The sequence below is a fragment of the Thermotoga profunda AZM34c06 genome (assembly GCF_000828675.1).
Lineage (GTDB): Bacteria > Thermotogota > Thermotogae > Thermotogales > DSM-5069 > Pseudothermotoga_B > Pseudothermotoga_B profunda.
In genome coordinates this window covers 81,023-97,116 of record NZ_AP014510.1, presented here as the reverse complement: position 1 = coordinate 97,116, position 16,094 = coordinate 81,023, and the positions used below count along the sequence as shown (strand labels likewise).

At 38.5% G+C, this 16,094-nt stretch carries 18 protein-coding genes; 12 read left to right on the top strand and 6 right to left on the bottom strand.

Translation table 11 applies throughout. From position 1 onward, the window contains the following. From TSP02S_RS00455 to glnA, 6 genes are all read right to left on the bottom strand, one after another. The gene (locus TSP02S_RS00455; protein WP_041083967.1) at positions 1-990 is read right to left on the bottom strand and encodes an ABC transporter permease; all 990 of its coding nucleotides are present in this window, start codon (positions 988-990) and stop codon (positions 1-3) included. A 44-nt stretch (positions 991-1,034) separates the two neighbouring features. After that, on the bottom strand, positions 1,035-2,711 hold the full coding sequence (locus tag TSP02S_RS00450; protein ID WP_041081102.1) for an ABC transporter substrate-binding protein: 1,677 nt from the start codon (positions 2,709-2,711) through the stop codon (positions 1,035-1,037). Between the two features lie 15 nt (positions 2,712-2,726). Next, positions 2,727-3,704 carry a glycoside hydrolase family 130 protein gene (locus TSP02S_RS00445; protein WP_041083965.1) on the bottom strand — a complete coding sequence of 326 codons (978 nt, stop codon included), beginning with the start codon at positions 3,702-3,704 and terminating at the stop codon, positions 2,727-2,729. Between the two features lie 2 nt (positions 3,705-3,706). Then, positions 3,707-4,867, bottom strand: a complete 1,161-nt coding sequence (locus TSP02S_RS00440; RefSeq protein WP_232503723.1) for a glycoside hydrolase 5 family protein — start codon at positions 4,865-4,867, stop codon at positions 3,707-3,709. 25 nt (positions 4,868-4,892) lie between these two features. Continuing rightward, a complete protein-coding gene (locus TSP02S_RS00435; protein ID WP_052465230.1) occupies positions 4,893-5,762 on the bottom strand; it encodes a GH12 family glycosyl hydrolase domain-containing protein in 870 nt (289 codons plus the stop codon). 259 nt (positions 5,763-6,021) lie between these two features. Next, positions 6,022-7,341, bottom strand: coding sequence for a type I glutamate--ammonia ligase (gene glnA, locus TSP02S_RS00430; protein ID WP_041081101.1), 1,320 nt, complete (start codon positions 7,339-7,341; stop codon positions 6,022-6,024). A 601-nt stretch (positions 7,342-7,942) separates the two neighbouring features. On the opposite strand from glnA, the gene TSP02S_RS00425 reads away from it, so the two are divergent. From TSP02S_RS00425 to TSP02S_RS00370, 12 genes are read left to right on the top strand one after another with little or no spacing between them, the layout of a single operon-like run. Further along, positions 7,943-8,545 carry a CBS domain-containing protein gene (locus TSP02S_RS00425; RefSeq protein ID WP_041081100.1) on the top strand — a complete coding sequence of 201 codons (603 nt, stop codon included), beginning with the start codon at positions 7,943-7,945 and terminating at the stop codon, positions 8,543-8,545. After that, entirely contained in the window at positions 8,512-9,255 is a 744-nt protein-coding gene (locus TSP02S_RS00420) for an undecaprenyl-diphosphate phosphatase (protein ID WP_332370267.1), read from the top strand. Before TSP02S_RS00425 ends, TSP02S_RS00420 begins: the two co-directional genes overlap by 34 nt. Continuing rightward, on the top strand, positions 9,252-9,884 hold the full coding sequence (locus tag TSP02S_RS00415; protein ID WP_232503721.1) for an MBL fold metallo-hydrolase: 633 nt from the start codon (positions 9,252-9,254) through the stop codon (positions 9,882-9,884). Before TSP02S_RS00420 ends, TSP02S_RS00415 begins: the two co-directional genes overlap by 4 nt. After that, complete coding sequence (locus tag TSP02S_RS00410) at positions 9,884-10,252, top strand: carboxymuconolactone decarboxylase family protein (protein ID WP_041083960.1); 369 nt, start codon at positions 9,884-9,886, stop codon at positions 10,250-10,252. Before TSP02S_RS00415 ends, TSP02S_RS00410 begins: the two co-directional genes overlap by 1 nt. Further along, positions 10,230-12,902 (top strand): DNA polymerase I, encoded by a 2,673-nt coding sequence (polA, locus tag TSP02S_RS00405; RefSeq protein ID WP_041081097.1) that lies wholly within the window; start codon positions 10,230-10,232, stop codon positions 12,900-12,902. Before TSP02S_RS00410 ends, polA begins: the two co-directional genes overlap by 23 nt. 12 nt (positions 12,903-12,914) lie before the next feature. After that, a complete protein-coding gene (locus TSP02S_RS00400) occupies positions 12,915-13,394 on the top strand; it encodes a chemotaxis protein CheX (RefSeq protein WP_041081096.1) in 480 nt (159 codons plus the stop codon). Continuing rightward, positions 13,379-13,639, top strand: a complete 261-nt coding sequence (locus TSP02S_RS00395; protein WP_041081095.1) for an AtpZ/AtpI family protein — start codon at positions 13,379-13,381, stop codon at positions 13,637-13,639. The genes TSP02S_RS00400 and TSP02S_RS00395 overlap by 16 nt, the downstream gene beginning before the upstream one ends. After that, positions 13,584-13,916: an ATP synthase subunit I gene (locus tag TSP02S_RS00390; RefSeq protein ID WP_041081094.1), complete on the top strand. Its 333-nt coding sequence runs from the start codon at positions 13,584-13,586 to the stop codon at positions 13,914-13,916. The genes TSP02S_RS00395 and TSP02S_RS00390 overlap by 56 nt, the downstream gene beginning before the upstream one ends. 4 nt (positions 13,917-13,920) lie before the next feature. Continuing rightward, a complete protein-coding gene (atpB, locus tag TSP02S_RS00385; protein ID WP_041081093.1) occupies positions 13,921-14,778 on the top strand; it encodes a F0F1 ATP synthase subunit A in 858 nt (285 codons plus the stop codon). Between the two features lie 16 nt (positions 14,779-14,794). Next, a complete protein-coding gene (locus TSP02S_RS00380; protein WP_041081092.1) occupies positions 14,795-15,052 on the top strand; it encodes a F0F1 ATP synthase subunit C in 258 nt (85 codons plus the stop codon). 12 nt (positions 15,053-15,064) lie between these two features. Beyond that, a complete protein-coding gene (atpF, locus tag TSP02S_RS00375) occupies positions 15,065-15,553 on the top strand; it encodes a F0F1 ATP synthase subunit B (RefSeq protein WP_041081091.1) in 489 nt (162 codons plus the stop codon). After that, complete coding sequence (locus TSP02S_RS00370; protein WP_041081090.1) at positions 15,550-16,092, top strand: F0F1 ATP synthase subunit delta; 543 nt, start codon at positions 15,550-15,552, stop codon at positions 16,090-16,092. Before atpF ends, TSP02S_RS00370 begins: the two co-directional genes overlap by 4 nt. Positions 16,093-16,094: the final 2 nt, after the last annotated feature.

The following is a 16,094-nucleotide window of genomic DNA, read 5'->3' as shown; positions in this document are numbered from 1 at the left end:
TCATACCTCTCCCGTGTAAGATTTTCTTATCCTTGGGTCTATGATCAAATAGAGTATGTCCACTATGAAATTGGCTATTAAAACACCGAGAATGATGAACAGAAAACATCCCTGTATGAGAAAATAATCTTGGTTTAATATACCTTGCATGAGAATATAACCTATTCCTGGATATGAAAAAACTATTTCAGTTGTCAAAGTTCCAGCAACGGCGGTACCAAGTTGTATTGCAAGACCTGTGACTTGTGGCAGTATTGCATTTCTATATGCATAGCGTCTTATTAGCTTTGAAGATGCACCTAAGGCTTCCATGTATCTTGAATAATTAGCCTCAAGTTCATAGATGATCATATTTCTCATGCCTATTGCCCATCCACCAAGCATTACCAAAACCAAACTACTGAATGGAAGAATCCAGTGATAAAGATAATTCGATACAAAACGCCAACTAAACGATGGTGTCATTGCAAAACTGTATGCACCTGCTATGGGAAATATTTTGAGTACGACACCGAACAACCAAGCAAGCAATATACCAAACCAGAAATAAGGTGCAGCCGTTAGTGTATAGAAAATCGGTAGTGCAATATTATCCAGACGTTTTTTTCTGGCAACAAAGGCACCAAATTTATTACCTATTATAAAGCTCACAATAATCGCTGGAAGAAGCAACAGAATCGTGTATGGGAGTGATCTGAGTATTACTTTTAAAACTGGTTGCGGATAAAGATATATACTTATTCCCAAATCACCTTTCGAGAATGCCTTCCAGAAATTTATGTATTGTTCTATCAACGGCCTATCTAAACCAAAAGCTTGAGTGAAATAACTCTGCAATACCTTTGCAGATTCAGGGAGAGTTGCGAATCTTGATATCAAAAAATGTATCGGGTTACCTGGCATGAATCTCGGTATAGCCCAGTTAATGGTCGCAGCAAAAAAGAACGTTAGAATATAGATCAGTAATTTTTTCAAAAGATATCTTTTCAGAAATATCACCTCAACAAACCCCGCCCTTGTGGGCGGGGCAAAACTCATTTGGCTTTGATATTGAATAAGACTTTGACGCCTCCAAGTTGCCAGTGGCCACCCCAACCGATTGGCCAAGCATAAGGATTGTTAACATCGGGCCAGTTACTCCAAACATCACCTGAGGCTTGGAACCATGCACCGTTGTACCACAAAGGTATAAATGGGAGATCTTTCAACAGTATTTCAGAGATTTGTGCGATGAGTTTTTTCATCTTTGCTTCATCGGTTGACTGGGTTCTGTTGAGTTCGTCCAACAATGTCTCTACTTCCGGATTATGATATTTACCAAAGTTTCCAGAGTATGAATATTCAGATTCGACTGCATCAGGATAGAACACTGCGTTGAAATAAGACCAGATCGTACTTGACACACCTGTGACATAGTTATTGAGAATGATATCGAATTTTCCACCATACAGATCATCGTTGTATTTCGATGCATCAGGATATGCCGGCTCGACATTGATACCCACTTTTCTCAGATCTTCTGCTATCGACTGTATCGAGACCATCCAGTCTGTCCAACCATACGGACATTCAATCGTTAACTTAAAGGCTTTACCTTGTGGATCTTCCCTGAGACCATCTTTGTTAACATCCTTGAAGCCAAGTTCATCTAAGATTGCTTTCGCTTTTTCCGGGTCGTATTTGAAACCGTATTTTTCTGCAACTTCATTTGGATAATACTTCATCCAACCAGCTATTGGCATGATACCAACTGGGTTAGAACTGGTTACCATCTTTTCAAAAGCTCTATCAACTATTTTGTTTGGATCTATCGCGTATGCCATAGCTCTTCTGAATTCGACTATGCTCAGAGGATATTTCCTAACATTTAGAAAGATACCGGTTGTATTCGCAGGAAGCATGTATGGTGGTTCTTTATACCATGTATGAATACCATATGATTTTTGCAACACAGGGATACCTGGTAAGAAAAAGTTACTCCAGTCGAGTTCTCCTTTCATCAACATTCCAACAGCCACATTGTTACTCAAAACTCTGAGTACGACAACTCTCTCTGGTGCTGGATTCAAACCAAGTACCTTTGTACCCCACCAGTTCACGTTCTTTCTGAATACATTTCGATCATCAGCCCAACTCTCAACGTAGTAACAACCTGAACCCAGTGGCTTTTCATTGGCTCCCTGCAAAATATCTGTCTCACTCTTGCCTTCCCAGACATGTTTTGGCACTATCGCAATACTGATCAGTTGCTGCCCCCATTCTTGATAACGTGGATCGGAGAAAATAAAGTCGATCGTTGTACCATCAACTTTTTCAATACGATCTAACCAATTCCATATAGGGCTGTAGTTGATGCCAGAGAATTTCTTACCAAGTTCGAAAGTGAAGATCACATCATCAATTGTTAGTGGTTTACCATCTTGCCATGTGAGATTTTTCCTGAGTATGACCCTAAAGGTGTTTGAATTAATCCATTCACCGCTTTCGGCTAACCATGGCTCAAAACGACCTTGCAATGGATCGTACAAAAAGAGTGTTTCATAAACTAATCCTATGGTGCCCGCAACTGCATTCCATGGTGTGAATGGATTCCAGTTAGATGGAGGTGCCCAGAGACTTCCTCCGATGTACACAGTTTTGTTTCTCTCGAAAACCTCAGCAAAGAGCGCCACTGCTATGAGAGCAACGACCACGACAAGCCATTTTCTCATACAACCATCCCCCTTTCAGTGGTTTTTCTTCACATAATCGATAATTTCATCTAAATATCCAAAAGCGATCGCCACATATGTATCGGCCGCACCATAGTAGATTGATATTCTATTTGTGGATGAATCACAAAGTAGTGCACAAGGGAAGACGACATTCGGTACGAAACCGCAGATTTCATACTCTGCTTCCGGTGTCATTAAATAATTTTTGCATCTGTATAATACCTTTGAGGGCTCCTCTAAATCCAACAGAGCTCCACCAAAACTGTACACATAACCATTGCAAGTAAGAGTTACGCCGTGATATATCAAAAACCATCCTTCATTGGTTTCTATCGGAACGGGACCTGTCCCAATCTTGAGATTTTCCCACCAATTTTGTGAGCTTCTTCCCATTACCCATTTGTGATTCCCCCAATGAATCATGTCAAAACTTTCACTTAAAAAGATGTCGCCAAAAGGTGTATGACCCATATCACTTGGTCTATTGAGCATGATATATTTACCCTTAATCTTTCTTGGGAACAAGACACCATTTCTGTTAAACGGCACAAAGGCATTTGGCAATCGAATAAATGTTTTAAAATCTCTTGTCATCCCAACACCTATTGTTGGACCATGGTCATCGGTACAAAACGTTATGTAATAAGTGTCTTCGATCTTAACAAGCCTTGGATCGTATGCATAAAAGGTTGGAAACGGTTCGCCAGATTCAGTAATCCAATTTATCTCCTCTTCTTCAACTTTCCATTTGAAACCATCTTCACTGAATCCAACGTGCAATTGAGGCCTTCCATTTTTGTGATCGATTCTGAAGACTCCCACAAATCCTGTTTCAAAAGTTGTAACAGCAGAGTTGAAGACTCGGCTGCCCTTTTCAACAGGATTTCTACCCAGGATTGGGTTTTTTGTGCTCCTCCACAGAATATTGGTACATCCTTTGGGTCTTTCTTCCCAGGGAATATTTACAATGGGTTCCTGAAGGACTGTCAGACTCAATTGGCATTCCTCCCGATTACCTGTGCAATTTTTCTGAAGATCTTTGCCTCTAAACTATCGTCATTCAGTACTCTAAAACCATCGTAATCTGGAAAATAACCATTCAGATCTTTGTCTCTACCTTCACCTTTTGCAGCCAACATCCAAAACATTGCTCCATCACCACCAAGCTCATAAAACTTCTTGAGCCAGAGTTCATAGATTTGGGATCTATTCTCCACGGTTTTGGGAACACCGAATTCTTCAAGTATCACAGGTTTTGAAAAACTCTTCGCCATTTTAATGTGATCTTCTATCCATTTCAAACCCCACGGTTCAATCTCATTGTTTGGAACTTGCCAGTGTGTTGGATAAAGATGAAAAGTCGCAAAATCTATTGATTCTATACTCAACAATCTCTCCCAATCGACACCTGAAAAACCCGAATAAGTCCACGATGCAAAATTTTTATACGGATAAAAATTTGAATGGCTGTTAAAAAATCCTTCATCACCAACACCAACAAGGTGATTTTGATCTATAGATTTTATGAACTCGCTCATCTCCCTAACCCAATTCAGCAGAGTTCTACCACTTTTGTCTGTTTCACATCTTGGTTCGTTGGCAAGTTCCCAAGCCATAATCGTTGGTTCATCCTTATAAGCGATGTTTGTATAAACATTTATTCTGTTGAGAAGGTATTCGATGTACTTTTTGTATTCCTGTTTGATCTTCTCGTTTGTGTAAAAATCATCATGATGTTTTTCATTGAACCAGTTCACATACTGGTTCATACCTCCAAAATCATCCCAATTATTCACTAAGACTATGATCAACTTTATATCTACGGTTTTTGCTTTCTGGATAATATAATCAAGTCTTTCAAAGCCATTTTTTACTCCAGAGACAGTTTCAGGTATGCCAAAAACACCAATAGAAGGATGCATATAGGTTTTTTTGGATCTGCAATAGGATTCACCATCGAGAAATCCCCATATTCTCAAAACTTCAAGATTCATTTGCGATGCACTAATGAGTAAATCGTCTATAACTTCGTCGCTCGAATAGTGCAGATAATAACAATTCGTACCGAGAAATCTAAATCTCATCCCATTTAAAAGAAACTCTCCATTGGCAGTTGTCACAAAATTTGCAAAGCAGAAAAAACATTCTACCAACAAAAATGTAATAAGCCATTTCACATCAATCACCAAGCATCGGTGTAGTTAAAGATTCAAATGACAACTTTTTCAAAGACCAAGACAGTTGTATGGCAGAATAACCTGGAGAGCCAAACTCCGTTCCAAGTTCGACAACTGTGAAATACAATTCCTGCCAGTCTTCGATTTTGGAAAACTCCCTTGCCTTTCTTATAAAAAACGACCAGTCAAAAGTAAGACTGGCCTTTTCAAGAGATTCTTTCGCAACAAAGGCAAAGTATTCCCAATCCATGTCTGCTCTAAAGAGTGAAAAAATCACATTTCTCTTTATTCCATTCAGAATCAATGGAACATCAAATTCTGCTACCTTGGTTCCAGCAGCGTGCAGATTGGCATGTGCAAACCATATCATGATCTCAATTTCGCCAGCAGAGACTCCCCTTCTGCTTATAGTCTTCGTGAGCCATGTTTCAAAGGCAAAATTATAGGGTTGTTTTTCATCTTTTTTTGTGATCACGTAATCAACTGTTGTTGAAAAATTTTGTAACTGCGATAGCTTTCTTGGGAGATCGATCAAACCGTTATTGGTAGGTCCCAATTTATTCCATGGTTTTGCACCATACCAAATCTCTGGATATGCATGCACCCATCTGTGTGGATTTATCTGGACAATATTTTTCAAATTGATTTCCACGTCAAGCAGATTTTCATCACCAGATTCCATCTTTAGAAAACCATCACAGCGCTCAATGTTCCAAAGATTCGTCTCTATAACGAAATCGATCAGACCATCTTGATTCAAATCGATGTAACCATTGGCAAACTTACCGTGTTCTGGATAAGTTATTTTCATCGCGATCACCGTCGCACAAACCAACATGACCATGATTGTTAAAAAGGGTATCTTTTTCATGATAATCCCTATGAAAGAATGTCATGAAAACATTTTCACTGCAAGTGTAAATTTGTGGAAATAGTAGGGAAAAAATGAAAATACTCTTCGGAAGGTCTTTGTTTCTTTTCAAATCTACTTAGAACTCCTGTATTCACACCAAGTTAACATAAAAATGAAGAAAAATCTCTAAAAAATCACAAAAACAAATTATGAAAAATTTCGCAATAGAAAAGTGGAGGTGAATCTATCAAGATGACCTCCACTTTTAAGAAGATGATCAAACATTAAGGTATCTTCTTATTTCCCAATCTGTGACAGATATAATAAAATCTCTGTATTCCCTTCTTTTTAGTTCTATGAATTTCTTGAAGATATGTTCTCCAAGAATTTCCTTTACAAGATCGGACTTTCTTGCCTCATCGAGTGCTTCTTTGAGTGAACCTGGTAATGAATCAATTCTAAATTGTGCACGTTTTTCTTCAGACATAGCATATATATTTTCTTCAATGGGTAGTGGTGGTTCGATCTTCTTTTCAATTCCATCTAAACCAGCACCCACTATCATGGCAAAGGCAAGATAAGCATTGCAAGATGGATCTGGCGCACGATATTCAATTCTCGTAGATTTGCCACGAGCTGCAGGGACTCTTATCAAGGCAGATCTATTTGCTTTAGACCAAGCTATATTGACAGGCGCTTCATAACCTGGCACAAGTCTTTTGTAACTATTAACAGTGGGGTTCGTAACTGCCGTTATTTCGCGTGCATGCAAGAGAATGCCACCAACAAAATAATTCAGAGTTTTCGAGAGGTTATCGGGTGAATTTACATCATAGAATGCATTCTCTCCATTTTTGAACAAACTCAGATGCGTGTGCATCCCAGATCCATTTATTCCAAAAAATGGTTTAGGCATAAAAGTCACATGCAATTTGTGCTTTACAGCGATAGTTTTAAGAACGAGTTTTACAGTTTGGGTATTATCTGCTGCTCTCAAAACATCGGCATAGCGAAAATCAACTTCATGTTGTGAGGGTGCAACTTCGTGGTGAGATGCTTCGACATCTATTCCCATAGTTTTCAGAGCCACGGCGACTTCACTTCTCAGAGATTCAACCTCATCGAGAGGCAATAGGTCAAAATAACTACCAAAATCCAGTAACTCAGCTTTTGGAAAACCTTTTTCATCTTTTGGTAAGACAAAAAATTCGATCTCAGGACCTGCAAAGGCTTCAAATCCCATCTTTTTTGCTTTTTCTACCACGAGTTTGAGTCGATAGCGCGGATCACCCTCAAAGGGTGTGCCATCTGGTTTGTAAACATCACAGATTATTCTGGCACTCTTTGCCCCGTTCGTTGACCATGGAAGGATCGCAAAAGTTGATAGATCTGGTTTTAGATACATATCGGATTCTTCAATCCTGACAAAACCTTCTACCGATGAACCATCGAACATGATGCCTCTGCTGAATGCCCTTTCCAATTCTGCAGATGGAATCTCAACATTCTTTAGATTTCCATTGATATCAGAAAACTGAAGGCGGATGAATTGAATTTGTTCACTTCTCACCATCTCAAAAATCTGCTCTTGATTCATGAACTTCCCCCCAATCAAAAAATTTATACGATTATCATATAAAACAGGTATTGAAGTAAAGATGATGAGAAAGTTAAGATCAAAAAAAGAGAATATTTCAATTTCTATCTAAAACCATATGCGATTGCCATTTTTAGCATCAATCCTTCTCTAAGCCATGACACTTAAAATAACTATCGATTGTGTGGTAGATAACTTACCACAACATATTGTATGGGTGGTAGATAACTCCCAAAACACGCATTAAATAAATAAAAACAAGGTGGTAGAAAACTCTAAACGCTCATCAGAAGAGTATTAGTGTGCATTCATTTAATATAGAGTCATTTGATCTGAAAATTAATTTTTAAAGTAAAAATCACGCTTATAAGTTTTCTACCACCTTGAAATGAGCTTTTGAAGATGGTTTCGGAAGTTATCTACCACTTATCTACCACTTATCTACCAGGTTATCTACCACCCCTCCCACGAACGATTTCGCTGATTAGAAGAGGATTTTCGATCGTAATGTTACAGAATCTACCACCCCTATATATATAATATATATACTACTAAGATAAGATATACATATAGAATATAGTAAGAAAAGGGGGCGAAAAATATGTTCGCAAGAAATTGGATAAACACAGATTTTCCCCAAGCAAAAGTCAGTGCAACTGTTCAAGAAGTTCTATCTACCATGAGAAAGTACAGAGTCGATTATTGTATTGTGACAGACGAGGAAAACAAATTTGAAGGTTTGGTCTACAAAAACAGCTTAGCGAATTTGCAACTTGATAGTACCATAGGTGACTATGTAATCTTTCCTGATTTTTATGTGTTTGAAGATAGCTACATTGAAGAAGCGGCATTGACTTTTAGGGAATCACAAGAAGCGTGTTTAGCGGTTGTCGACAGCAATCTCGTTGTTAAAGGGGTAATTACTCTTACAGAAATACTTGAAGCATTTGTTGCCATTACAGCGATGGATGAACCTGGCTCGAGAATTCTTCTAAAGTTGGAAGACAAACCCGGTCAATTGAAGAGAGTTTTCGATGTTCTTGCACAAAACAAAATGAATGTTCTTGCTGTGAACACAGTTAAAGAAGATAATTACAGGAGAGTCTCTATAAAGGTTGACGTGTTAGATCCAGAAGAAGTTGCGAAGGTTTTGGAGATTTACGATATCAAATACGACAAAATAGCAAAGGAGGAAGGATTCTGAACATAGTTCTTGCAATCATACAAGGCTTGACGGAGTTTCTGCCGATCTCGAGTTCGGGACATCTTGTTCTATTTTCAAAAATATTGAACATTCAGACGAATATCGCTTTCGCAGCATTGCTTCATCTTGGAACATTAGTTGCAGTCTTTCTGTTTGCGTTCAAGTCATTGATAAGGGCATTCAAAAATTGGAAGATATTTTTGAACTTGATTGTCTCCACAATTCCAGCAGTTATTGTTGGATTTACCCTTAATGAAAAGATCGAGAAAACTTTTGATGATACGAGATTTCTACCGATCTTTTTTTGTATAACAAGTGTGCTATTGCTTGTTGCTTCTATGAAAAATGGCGAAAAAAACCTCGAAGAAATGTCATTTTCTGATGCGTTAACTATTGGCGTTTTCCAAGCGATAGCAGTCTTCCCTGGTATATCAAGGAGTGGCTCGACAATAGCTGCTTGTTTATTGTTGGGATTTAAGAAAGAGGATTCTCTTTCCTATTCATTTCTCCTTGCACTACCAGTGATAGCCGGAGCTGGTGTTTTAGAGGTTTCACAGGTAGATTCAAGATGGTTGTATCTTGGTATCATCTCCTTCTTAGTTGGATTTGCGGCGCTGTTTTTACTCAAAAAAGTTGTTGTGGCCAATAAATTGAGAATTTTTTCTATTTACTGTCTTGTGATAGGTCTTGTTTCGTTTTTTGTGAGGTGAGTTCGTTGAATATTGAAGTTTTGGTCATTGGTGGGACTCTACGAGTGATGCCATATGTGATGGCACCGTATTCAACAGTATCTCTGTTGTACGATGATGAAAAGAAGATAATCATAGATGCTGGAAGTTTCGTGACCTGGGAGGCGCTTGAAAAGGCTTTGAAAATAAAGAATATCTTACCTGAACAGATAACCGATATGATCTTCACACACGTGCACATGGATCACATCTTTTCATCGATCTTTTTCAAAAGCGCCTCAGTTTATGTTCATGAGAAATATAAAACAAGAGATTATTCGTCATTTGGACCAATAGCTGGGCAGTTGTATAGCTTGGTTGTCTCAAATTGGAAGAGTATACATACATTGAAAGGTGGAGAAAGGCTTTTTGATTGTGTTGAAGTTTTTTATACACCTTATCATTCGTCTGATCACATATCCTTGCTCATTGAGACAGAGAATATGGGTAGAATATTCATGCCAGGTGATATTTGTTATTCAAAAGTTGAATACTATGAAGCAGTCAAGGGTTATAAAAATGATGAAGCAGCGATTTTTGTGAGAGAGACTTCCAAAAAGTGTGATTGGGTTGTTTTCACTCATGATGAACCTTTAAAAATTTCGAGGTGATCAACTTGATTGAAGAATTTGTAGATTACAGAGCAAGGTTGAACAAATTGATTAACGAGAAGGGCAATATCCACACAAAGAGATTTATGAATCTTGATTCGCAAGTTTATGAAGAAGGCGCTTTGAGTACGAAGACCAAAGAGATGCTTGGTCTTGTTGCGTCGATGGTCCTCAGGTGTAATGACTGTATCACGTACCATATGATAAGGTTGTTCCAATTAGGTACTACAGACGATGAATTCTTCGAAATCTTCAATGTTGCTCTCATTGTAGGAGGTTCAATAGTCATACCACATCTGAGAAAGGCAGTTGAGGTTCTCGAGGAATTGAGGGAGTACGAGAAAAATGGCAAGACTATTTCTCTTTGATGGTACAGGGTTGGCTTATAGGGCTTACTATGCAGTAGATCAATCACTCTCCACCAGCTCGGGTCTCCCAACAAATGCCACTTATGGTGTTTTGAGGATGTTGGTAAAGTTTCTGAAAGAGTACATCGAGATTGGTGATTGTGTGGCATTTGCGATGGATAAAAAAACGCATACCTATAGACATGAACTGCTGGAAGAATACAAAGCCCAGCGTCCACAGACTCCAGATGCAATGATACAGCAATTACCTTACATAAAGAAAGGTGTAGAAGCCCTTGGAATAAAAGTACTTGAGTATGAAGGCTGCGAAGCAGATGATGTTATAGCGACTCTTGCCAAGAAAGGAGAGGATTTCTTCAAGGAAATTTACATAGTAACGGGCGACAAGGACATACTACAGTTAGTGAATGAAAAAATCAAGGTGTGGCGTCCATTAAAGGGTATTAGTGATCTTGAATTGTATGATTCATCAAAAGTGAAAGAAAAATTTCAGGTAGATCCATCACAGATAATTGACATGCTTTCATTGATGGGTGATGCCGTTGACAACATACCTGGAGTTAAAGGTATAGGGATGAAAACCGCGATAGAGTTGATACAAAAATATGGTAATCTCGAGAACATATATCAGAATATTGATAAAAATAGTCGAATAGGAAAATTGTTAGTTGAAGGTCAAGCGGACGCGTTCAAGAGTAAAAAATTGGTCACTTTAATGAAAGATCTCGATCTTGGAATCGAATGGGAACAACTAAAATACACAGGATACAGAGAAAATGAGTTGATTGAATTTCTAAAACAAATGGAATTTTCAAGTGTGATGAAAGAACTCGGGCTTTATACTCAACAGGATATACAGAGTACATATATCGCTGTAAAAGACGAAAAGATTTTCATGGATCTGATTAACAAGATGAAAAAAAGTCAGTATGTTGTGATAGATCTTGAAACAGATTCTCTATCACCCTTGGATGCAAGAATAGTCGGTTTTTCTATCTCTTTGCCAGATAAAAGTAGTTATTACGTACCGATAGCTCACAAGAACGGTCCGAACATCAAAATGAGTTTAGTACTGGATAATTTAAAACAAATATTAGAACAACCCGGAACAAAGATCATCGGGCAGAATCTCAAGTACGATTATAGTGTATTGAAAATGCATGGAATCAATATAGTTAAGCCTGCTTTTGATACAATGATAGCGGCCTATTTACTCAATCCAGACGAAAAGAGATTTGGCTTAGATGAACTCGCTATGAAATTTCTCAATTACAAGATGATCAGTTTTGATGAACTCGTCAAGAACAATTCGCCTCTATTCAGTTCTTTGAACTTTTCAGATGTATCTATTGAGGATGCAACAAGGTATTCTGCAGAAGATGCAGATGTAACTCGCAGATTGTACGAGATACTCAACGTCAAATTGCACGAGGCTGATTTACTCAATGTGCTTGAAAAGATTGAGATGCCTTTGATACCAGTTTTGGTAGATATGGAACTAACAGGTGTATATATGAACATAGATTACTTGAAAGATCTCTCGACAAAATATGCAAATAAAATGAATGAGCTTTCCAAGCAAATTTTTGAGTATGCAAAAGAATCTTTCAATTTAAATTCGCCCAAACAGGTGGCTTATATATTGTTTGAGAAACTCAAAATCCAAGGTTCCAAAAAGACTTCCACGGGTGATCTTTCAACAAGAGCCGATGTGCTTGAAGAATTGGCCGATGAACATCCCATTGTTCAATTAATTCTTGAATATAGAAAATTTCAAAAGCTGAAATCTACTTATTTGGACGTGTTACCAAGACTCGTTCATCCAAAAACCGGGAGAATCCATACCTCGTTTCACCAAACTGGTACCGCTACAGGAAGGCTGAGTAGTAGTGATCCAAATCTTCAAAACTTACCAACCAGACAAGAAGAAGGTAAGGAAATACGAAGGGCTATAGTTCCTCAGAAAAGTGGCTGGAAGATAATAAGTGCAGACTATTCGCAGATTGAACTGAGAGTTTTGGCACATCTGAGTGGCGATCAGAAATTAATAGAGGCGTTTCAAAAGGAAGAAGATATACACACTTTCACAGCGTCTAAAATCTTTCAGGTTCGAGAAGATCAAGTCACACCACAAATGAGGGCCGTTGGAAAGATGGTCAATTTTTCTGTGATTTACGGAGTATCACCGTATGGATTATCTCAGAGAACTGGTCTTGCGTACGAACAAGCTCAACGTTTTATAAATGAATATTTCTCGTTATATCCATCGGTCAGAGAATATTTTGCAAAGGTCGTCGCATATGCTAAAACGTATGGTCATGTGAAAACGATGTTTGGAAGGAAGAGAGAAGTACCACAATTGAGATCAAAAGATGCATCGATCAGGCAAGAAGGTGAAAGGATAGCTGTGAACACACCAATACAGGGTACCGCGGCGGATATTATGAAACTTGCTATGATAGACTTACATAGTAAAATGAAACAGATGAATTCAAAGATGATACTCCAAGTTCACGATGAACTTGTTTTCGAAGTGCCTGATAATGAAGTCGAACAGATGTTGCAAATCATCAGGCAATCGATGGAAGGTGTGGTAAAATTATCAGTACCATTGAAGGTGGATATAGTGGTATCTGAAAACTGGGAATGAGGAGGTATTCACTTGGATGCAAGGATTTTAAATGCTCTGATCGCTGCGATAGTCAACACGATGGAAGTGTTGATTGGAAAAAAACCAATGATAGGTAAACCCGGCGTTTTGAAAGAAGTCAGACCATTATATGATCTTGTAACGGTCATAGGATTCGCTGGGGGTGTTGAGGGAAATCTAATATATTCTTTCAATCCTCAAACTGCACTACAAGTAGTTTCAAAGATGATGAATATGCCGTACGATTCATTGGATGATCTTGCTATGAGTGCTATAGGAGAACTTGGGAATATGATTGCTGGTGCGCTTGCAATGAATCTTGAGAAGATCAATTGTAAGATAACGATAACTCCACCGACGGTTGTCACCGGTCGCGATTTGAGATTGACTGTCGATGGTCTTGTACTGCAATTGCCAGTTGGAGTAGTCAACGAAGGGGATATTGAAACGATTCTTTCGGTGAAAGGGACGGTTAAGTGCACCAAGGCATAGGTAAGTACAGTATCGTTCTCAATTTCGGTGTCACTGTTGTTTCCAACATCGCCGTTGGAGCCTTTCTTGGTTATTATATCGACAGATGGACAGTTAAGAACGGTGTACTTTTCGTAATCTTCATATTGCTTGGTGTTGCATCAGGTTTGTACAATGGTTTTAAATATCTTTTGAAGGAAGCCGATAAATATGACAGACACGATAAAAAAGATGGTGAAAAACATAGCGATTCTCGGCATAGTTGAGATAGCGGTATTCTGGCTCTTTTTTGGTTATAAAGGAGCTATGGGGGTGTTGTTGGGGACTTGTGGTGCGTGTATTAACATACTGGCTCTTTGGCGTGATGTTAAAAAATGTGTTTCAAGACAAAAAAAGATGTCAGTGATGGGTTACTTGTCGCGGTATACTCTGAGTGGTGCTATTATGGCTCTTTGTGCTGTTACCTTGTCTGTACAGGCTGTTTTTGGGGCATTTTTTGGTTTAATGAATGCTAAATTGGCAGCCTTCTTGTCTTGGAGGTGACCTGGTGAAACTGAGCCTTAGTAAAAAGACAAAGATATTTTTGATCGTGTTTTTGGCAATTTACATAGTTGTGGGAATTTTGAATGTAATTTATCTTTCAAAACAAAGTATGAGTGAAGCGTTCAAGAATGTTGCAAATAGATGGGTCGTAAAGCTTCCATTTGGACAAGGTATCTTTTCAAGGATCAATCCACTCACCATCTTCATGACATGGATTATCATGTTTGTGATAATATTCATTGCATTTGGATTTAGAAAACCAAAATTGATACCCGATAGGAAGCAATCTGCGTTAGAATCACTCATGGAATTTGTTTATCAAATGGTTGAAGATGCCATACCAGATCAGCGTTTTGTAAGACCTACATTCTATCTTGCATGTACACTTTTTATATTCATTGTCTTTTCAAATATCTTGGGTGGTGCCATTCCTGGGATTTCAATTGAAGCGAATGCACAGGGGAATATAGAAAAGATACACCTATTTTCTGATACATGGTTCTCACCCACCGCTGATATAAACACAAATGCATTCCTTGCAGTCTTTGTTTTTTTGATAAGCCAGGTTTTTGCAATCAAGTCGAAAGGTTTTAAAGCATGGGCGAAATCTTGGTTTGAACCTATTCCACTTATGTTCCCAATGAACGTCATAGGAGAGCTCTCAAAACCAATTTCACATTCATTGAGGCTTTTTGGAAATATCGCTGGTGGAGCTTTATTGACTTATCTTCTTGCGTATATGGCAAAGTATCTGTTTTTACCTGTAATACTTTGGGGATTTTTTGGAATCTTTGTGGGTGTAATTCAGGCGCTTGTTTTCACAGTGCTTGCGATTGCTTACATATCATCGGCTTTATCGTGAAAAGGAGGGAATTCTTATGGAGAATGGTCCAACTCTTGCTGAAGCTTTAATTCAAATGGGAAAGTTTATCGGAGCAGGTATATGCATGGGTGCAGGAGCTATCGGTCCTGGTGTAGGTGAAGGGCACGTCGGTGATGGTGCTATGCAGGCGATGGCTCGTCAGCCAGAACTCATAGGTGTCTTGACCACAAGAATGTTGTTGTCACAAGCTGTTTGTGAAACGACAGGTCTTTATTCCTTGCTGATTTCTATACTAATGCTCTTTGTTCTCTAAGGAGGACAGACGATGGGATTTGTTGAACTTAACCTCACGGGTATTATACAACTTTTGAATTTTTTTGTATTACTATTTGCGTTGTACAAACTTTTGTATAAACCATTTACCCAGATAATGGACAAAAGACGTGAAAAAATTGAATCTGAGCTTGCACAGGCTGAGAAAGAGCGAAAAGAAGCTCAAGAAATGAAAAAGGAAGCCGAACAAATTTTGGCAAATGCACGCCAGGTCGCAGAAAAAATCGTATCTGATGCGAAACAAAAAAGTGATGAATTGATTGCTCAAGCGAAAAATCAGGCCCGTGAGGAAGCGGACAGAATTATGAATTCAGCGCGTGCTGAAATTGAAAGAGAAAGACAAAAGGCTTTAGATGAAGTGGAAAAAAGAGCTGGAGAAATTGCCGTTACTCTTGCTATGAAAATTTTGCAGGGAGTGCTCGATGAAAAAGCAAAAAGAGAATACCTTGTGAATGTACTGAAGAAGGGGAAAAGTGAATGAGATATTCCCATATAGCTTCTAAGTACGCCAGGGCCTTGCTCAATGTTGCAATTGAGCTTGGAAAACAAGAAGAATATGGGCAAATGCTTGCTCTTGTTGTTGAACTTTACGAAAAAACAAGATTATTTCTTGACGATCCTACACAAAACTCAACAAAGCAAGTCGAGAAAATAGTCAATTTCATGAATCAGGTGGGCTTAGGTGCTGATAAACCGTTTTGGAGTTTTTTGAAGATAATCTTTGAAAAGAAAAGGCAAGCATCCTTACCAACTATTTTGGAGTACTATAAGAATATGAAAATAGAGTCTCAGATGAAAATACCTGTGATCTTAACGGTCGCTCATGATCTATCAGAGGAAGAAACAAAAGCGATATCGGATTTTGTGAGACACTATACAAAAAGAGAGCCCGTTTTCGAAGTGAGATTCGATCAATCACTTCTTGCAGGTGCAGTAATAGAGTATGAAGGTAGGACTTTCGATGTTTCCATATCTGGAAGGATGAGAAACATAGTTCGTTCTGTCTTTCAGAAGGGGTGATG

What these genes read in the sequence shown, in the direction of transcription:
- TSP02S_RS00450 (WP_041081102.1), bottom strand. Translation starts at nt 2,711, where the DNA reads ATGAGAAAATGGCTTGTCGTGGTCGTTGCTCTCATAGCAGTGGCGCTC.
- TSP02S_RS00435 (WP_052465230.1), bottom strand. Translation starts at nt 5,762, where the DNA reads ATGAAAAAGATACCCTTTTTAACAATCATGGTCATGTTGGTTTGTGCG.
- glnA (WP_041081101.1), bottom strand. Translation starts at nt 7,341, where the DNA reads ATGAATCAAGAGCAGATTTTTGAGATGGTGAGAAGTGAACAAATTCAA.
- TSP02S_RS00425 (WP_041081100.1), top strand. Translation starts at nt 7,943, where the DNA reads ATGTTCGCAAGAAATTGGATAAACACAGATTTTCCCCAAGCAAAAGTC.
- polA (WP_041081097.1), top strand. Translation starts at nt 10,230, where the DNA reads ATGGCAAGACTATTTCTCTTTGATGGTACAGGGTTGGCTTATAGGGCT.
- TSP02S_RS00390 (WP_041081094.1), top strand. Translation starts at nt 13,584, where the DNA reads ATGACAGACACGATAAAAAAGATGGTGAAAAACATAGCGATTCTCGGC.
- TSP02S_RS00380 (WP_041081092.1), top strand. Translation starts at nt 14,795, where the DNA reads ATGGAGAATGGTCCAACTCTTGCTGAAGCTTTAATTCAAATGGGAAAG.
- atpF (WP_041081091.1), top strand. Translation starts at nt 15,065, where the DNA reads ATGGGATTTGTTGAACTTAACCTCACGGGTATTATACAACTTTTGAAT.
- TSP02S_RS00370 (WP_041081090.1), top strand. Translation starts at nt 15,550, where the DNA reads ATGAGATATTCCCATATAGCTTCTAAGTACGCCAGGGCCTTGCTCAAT.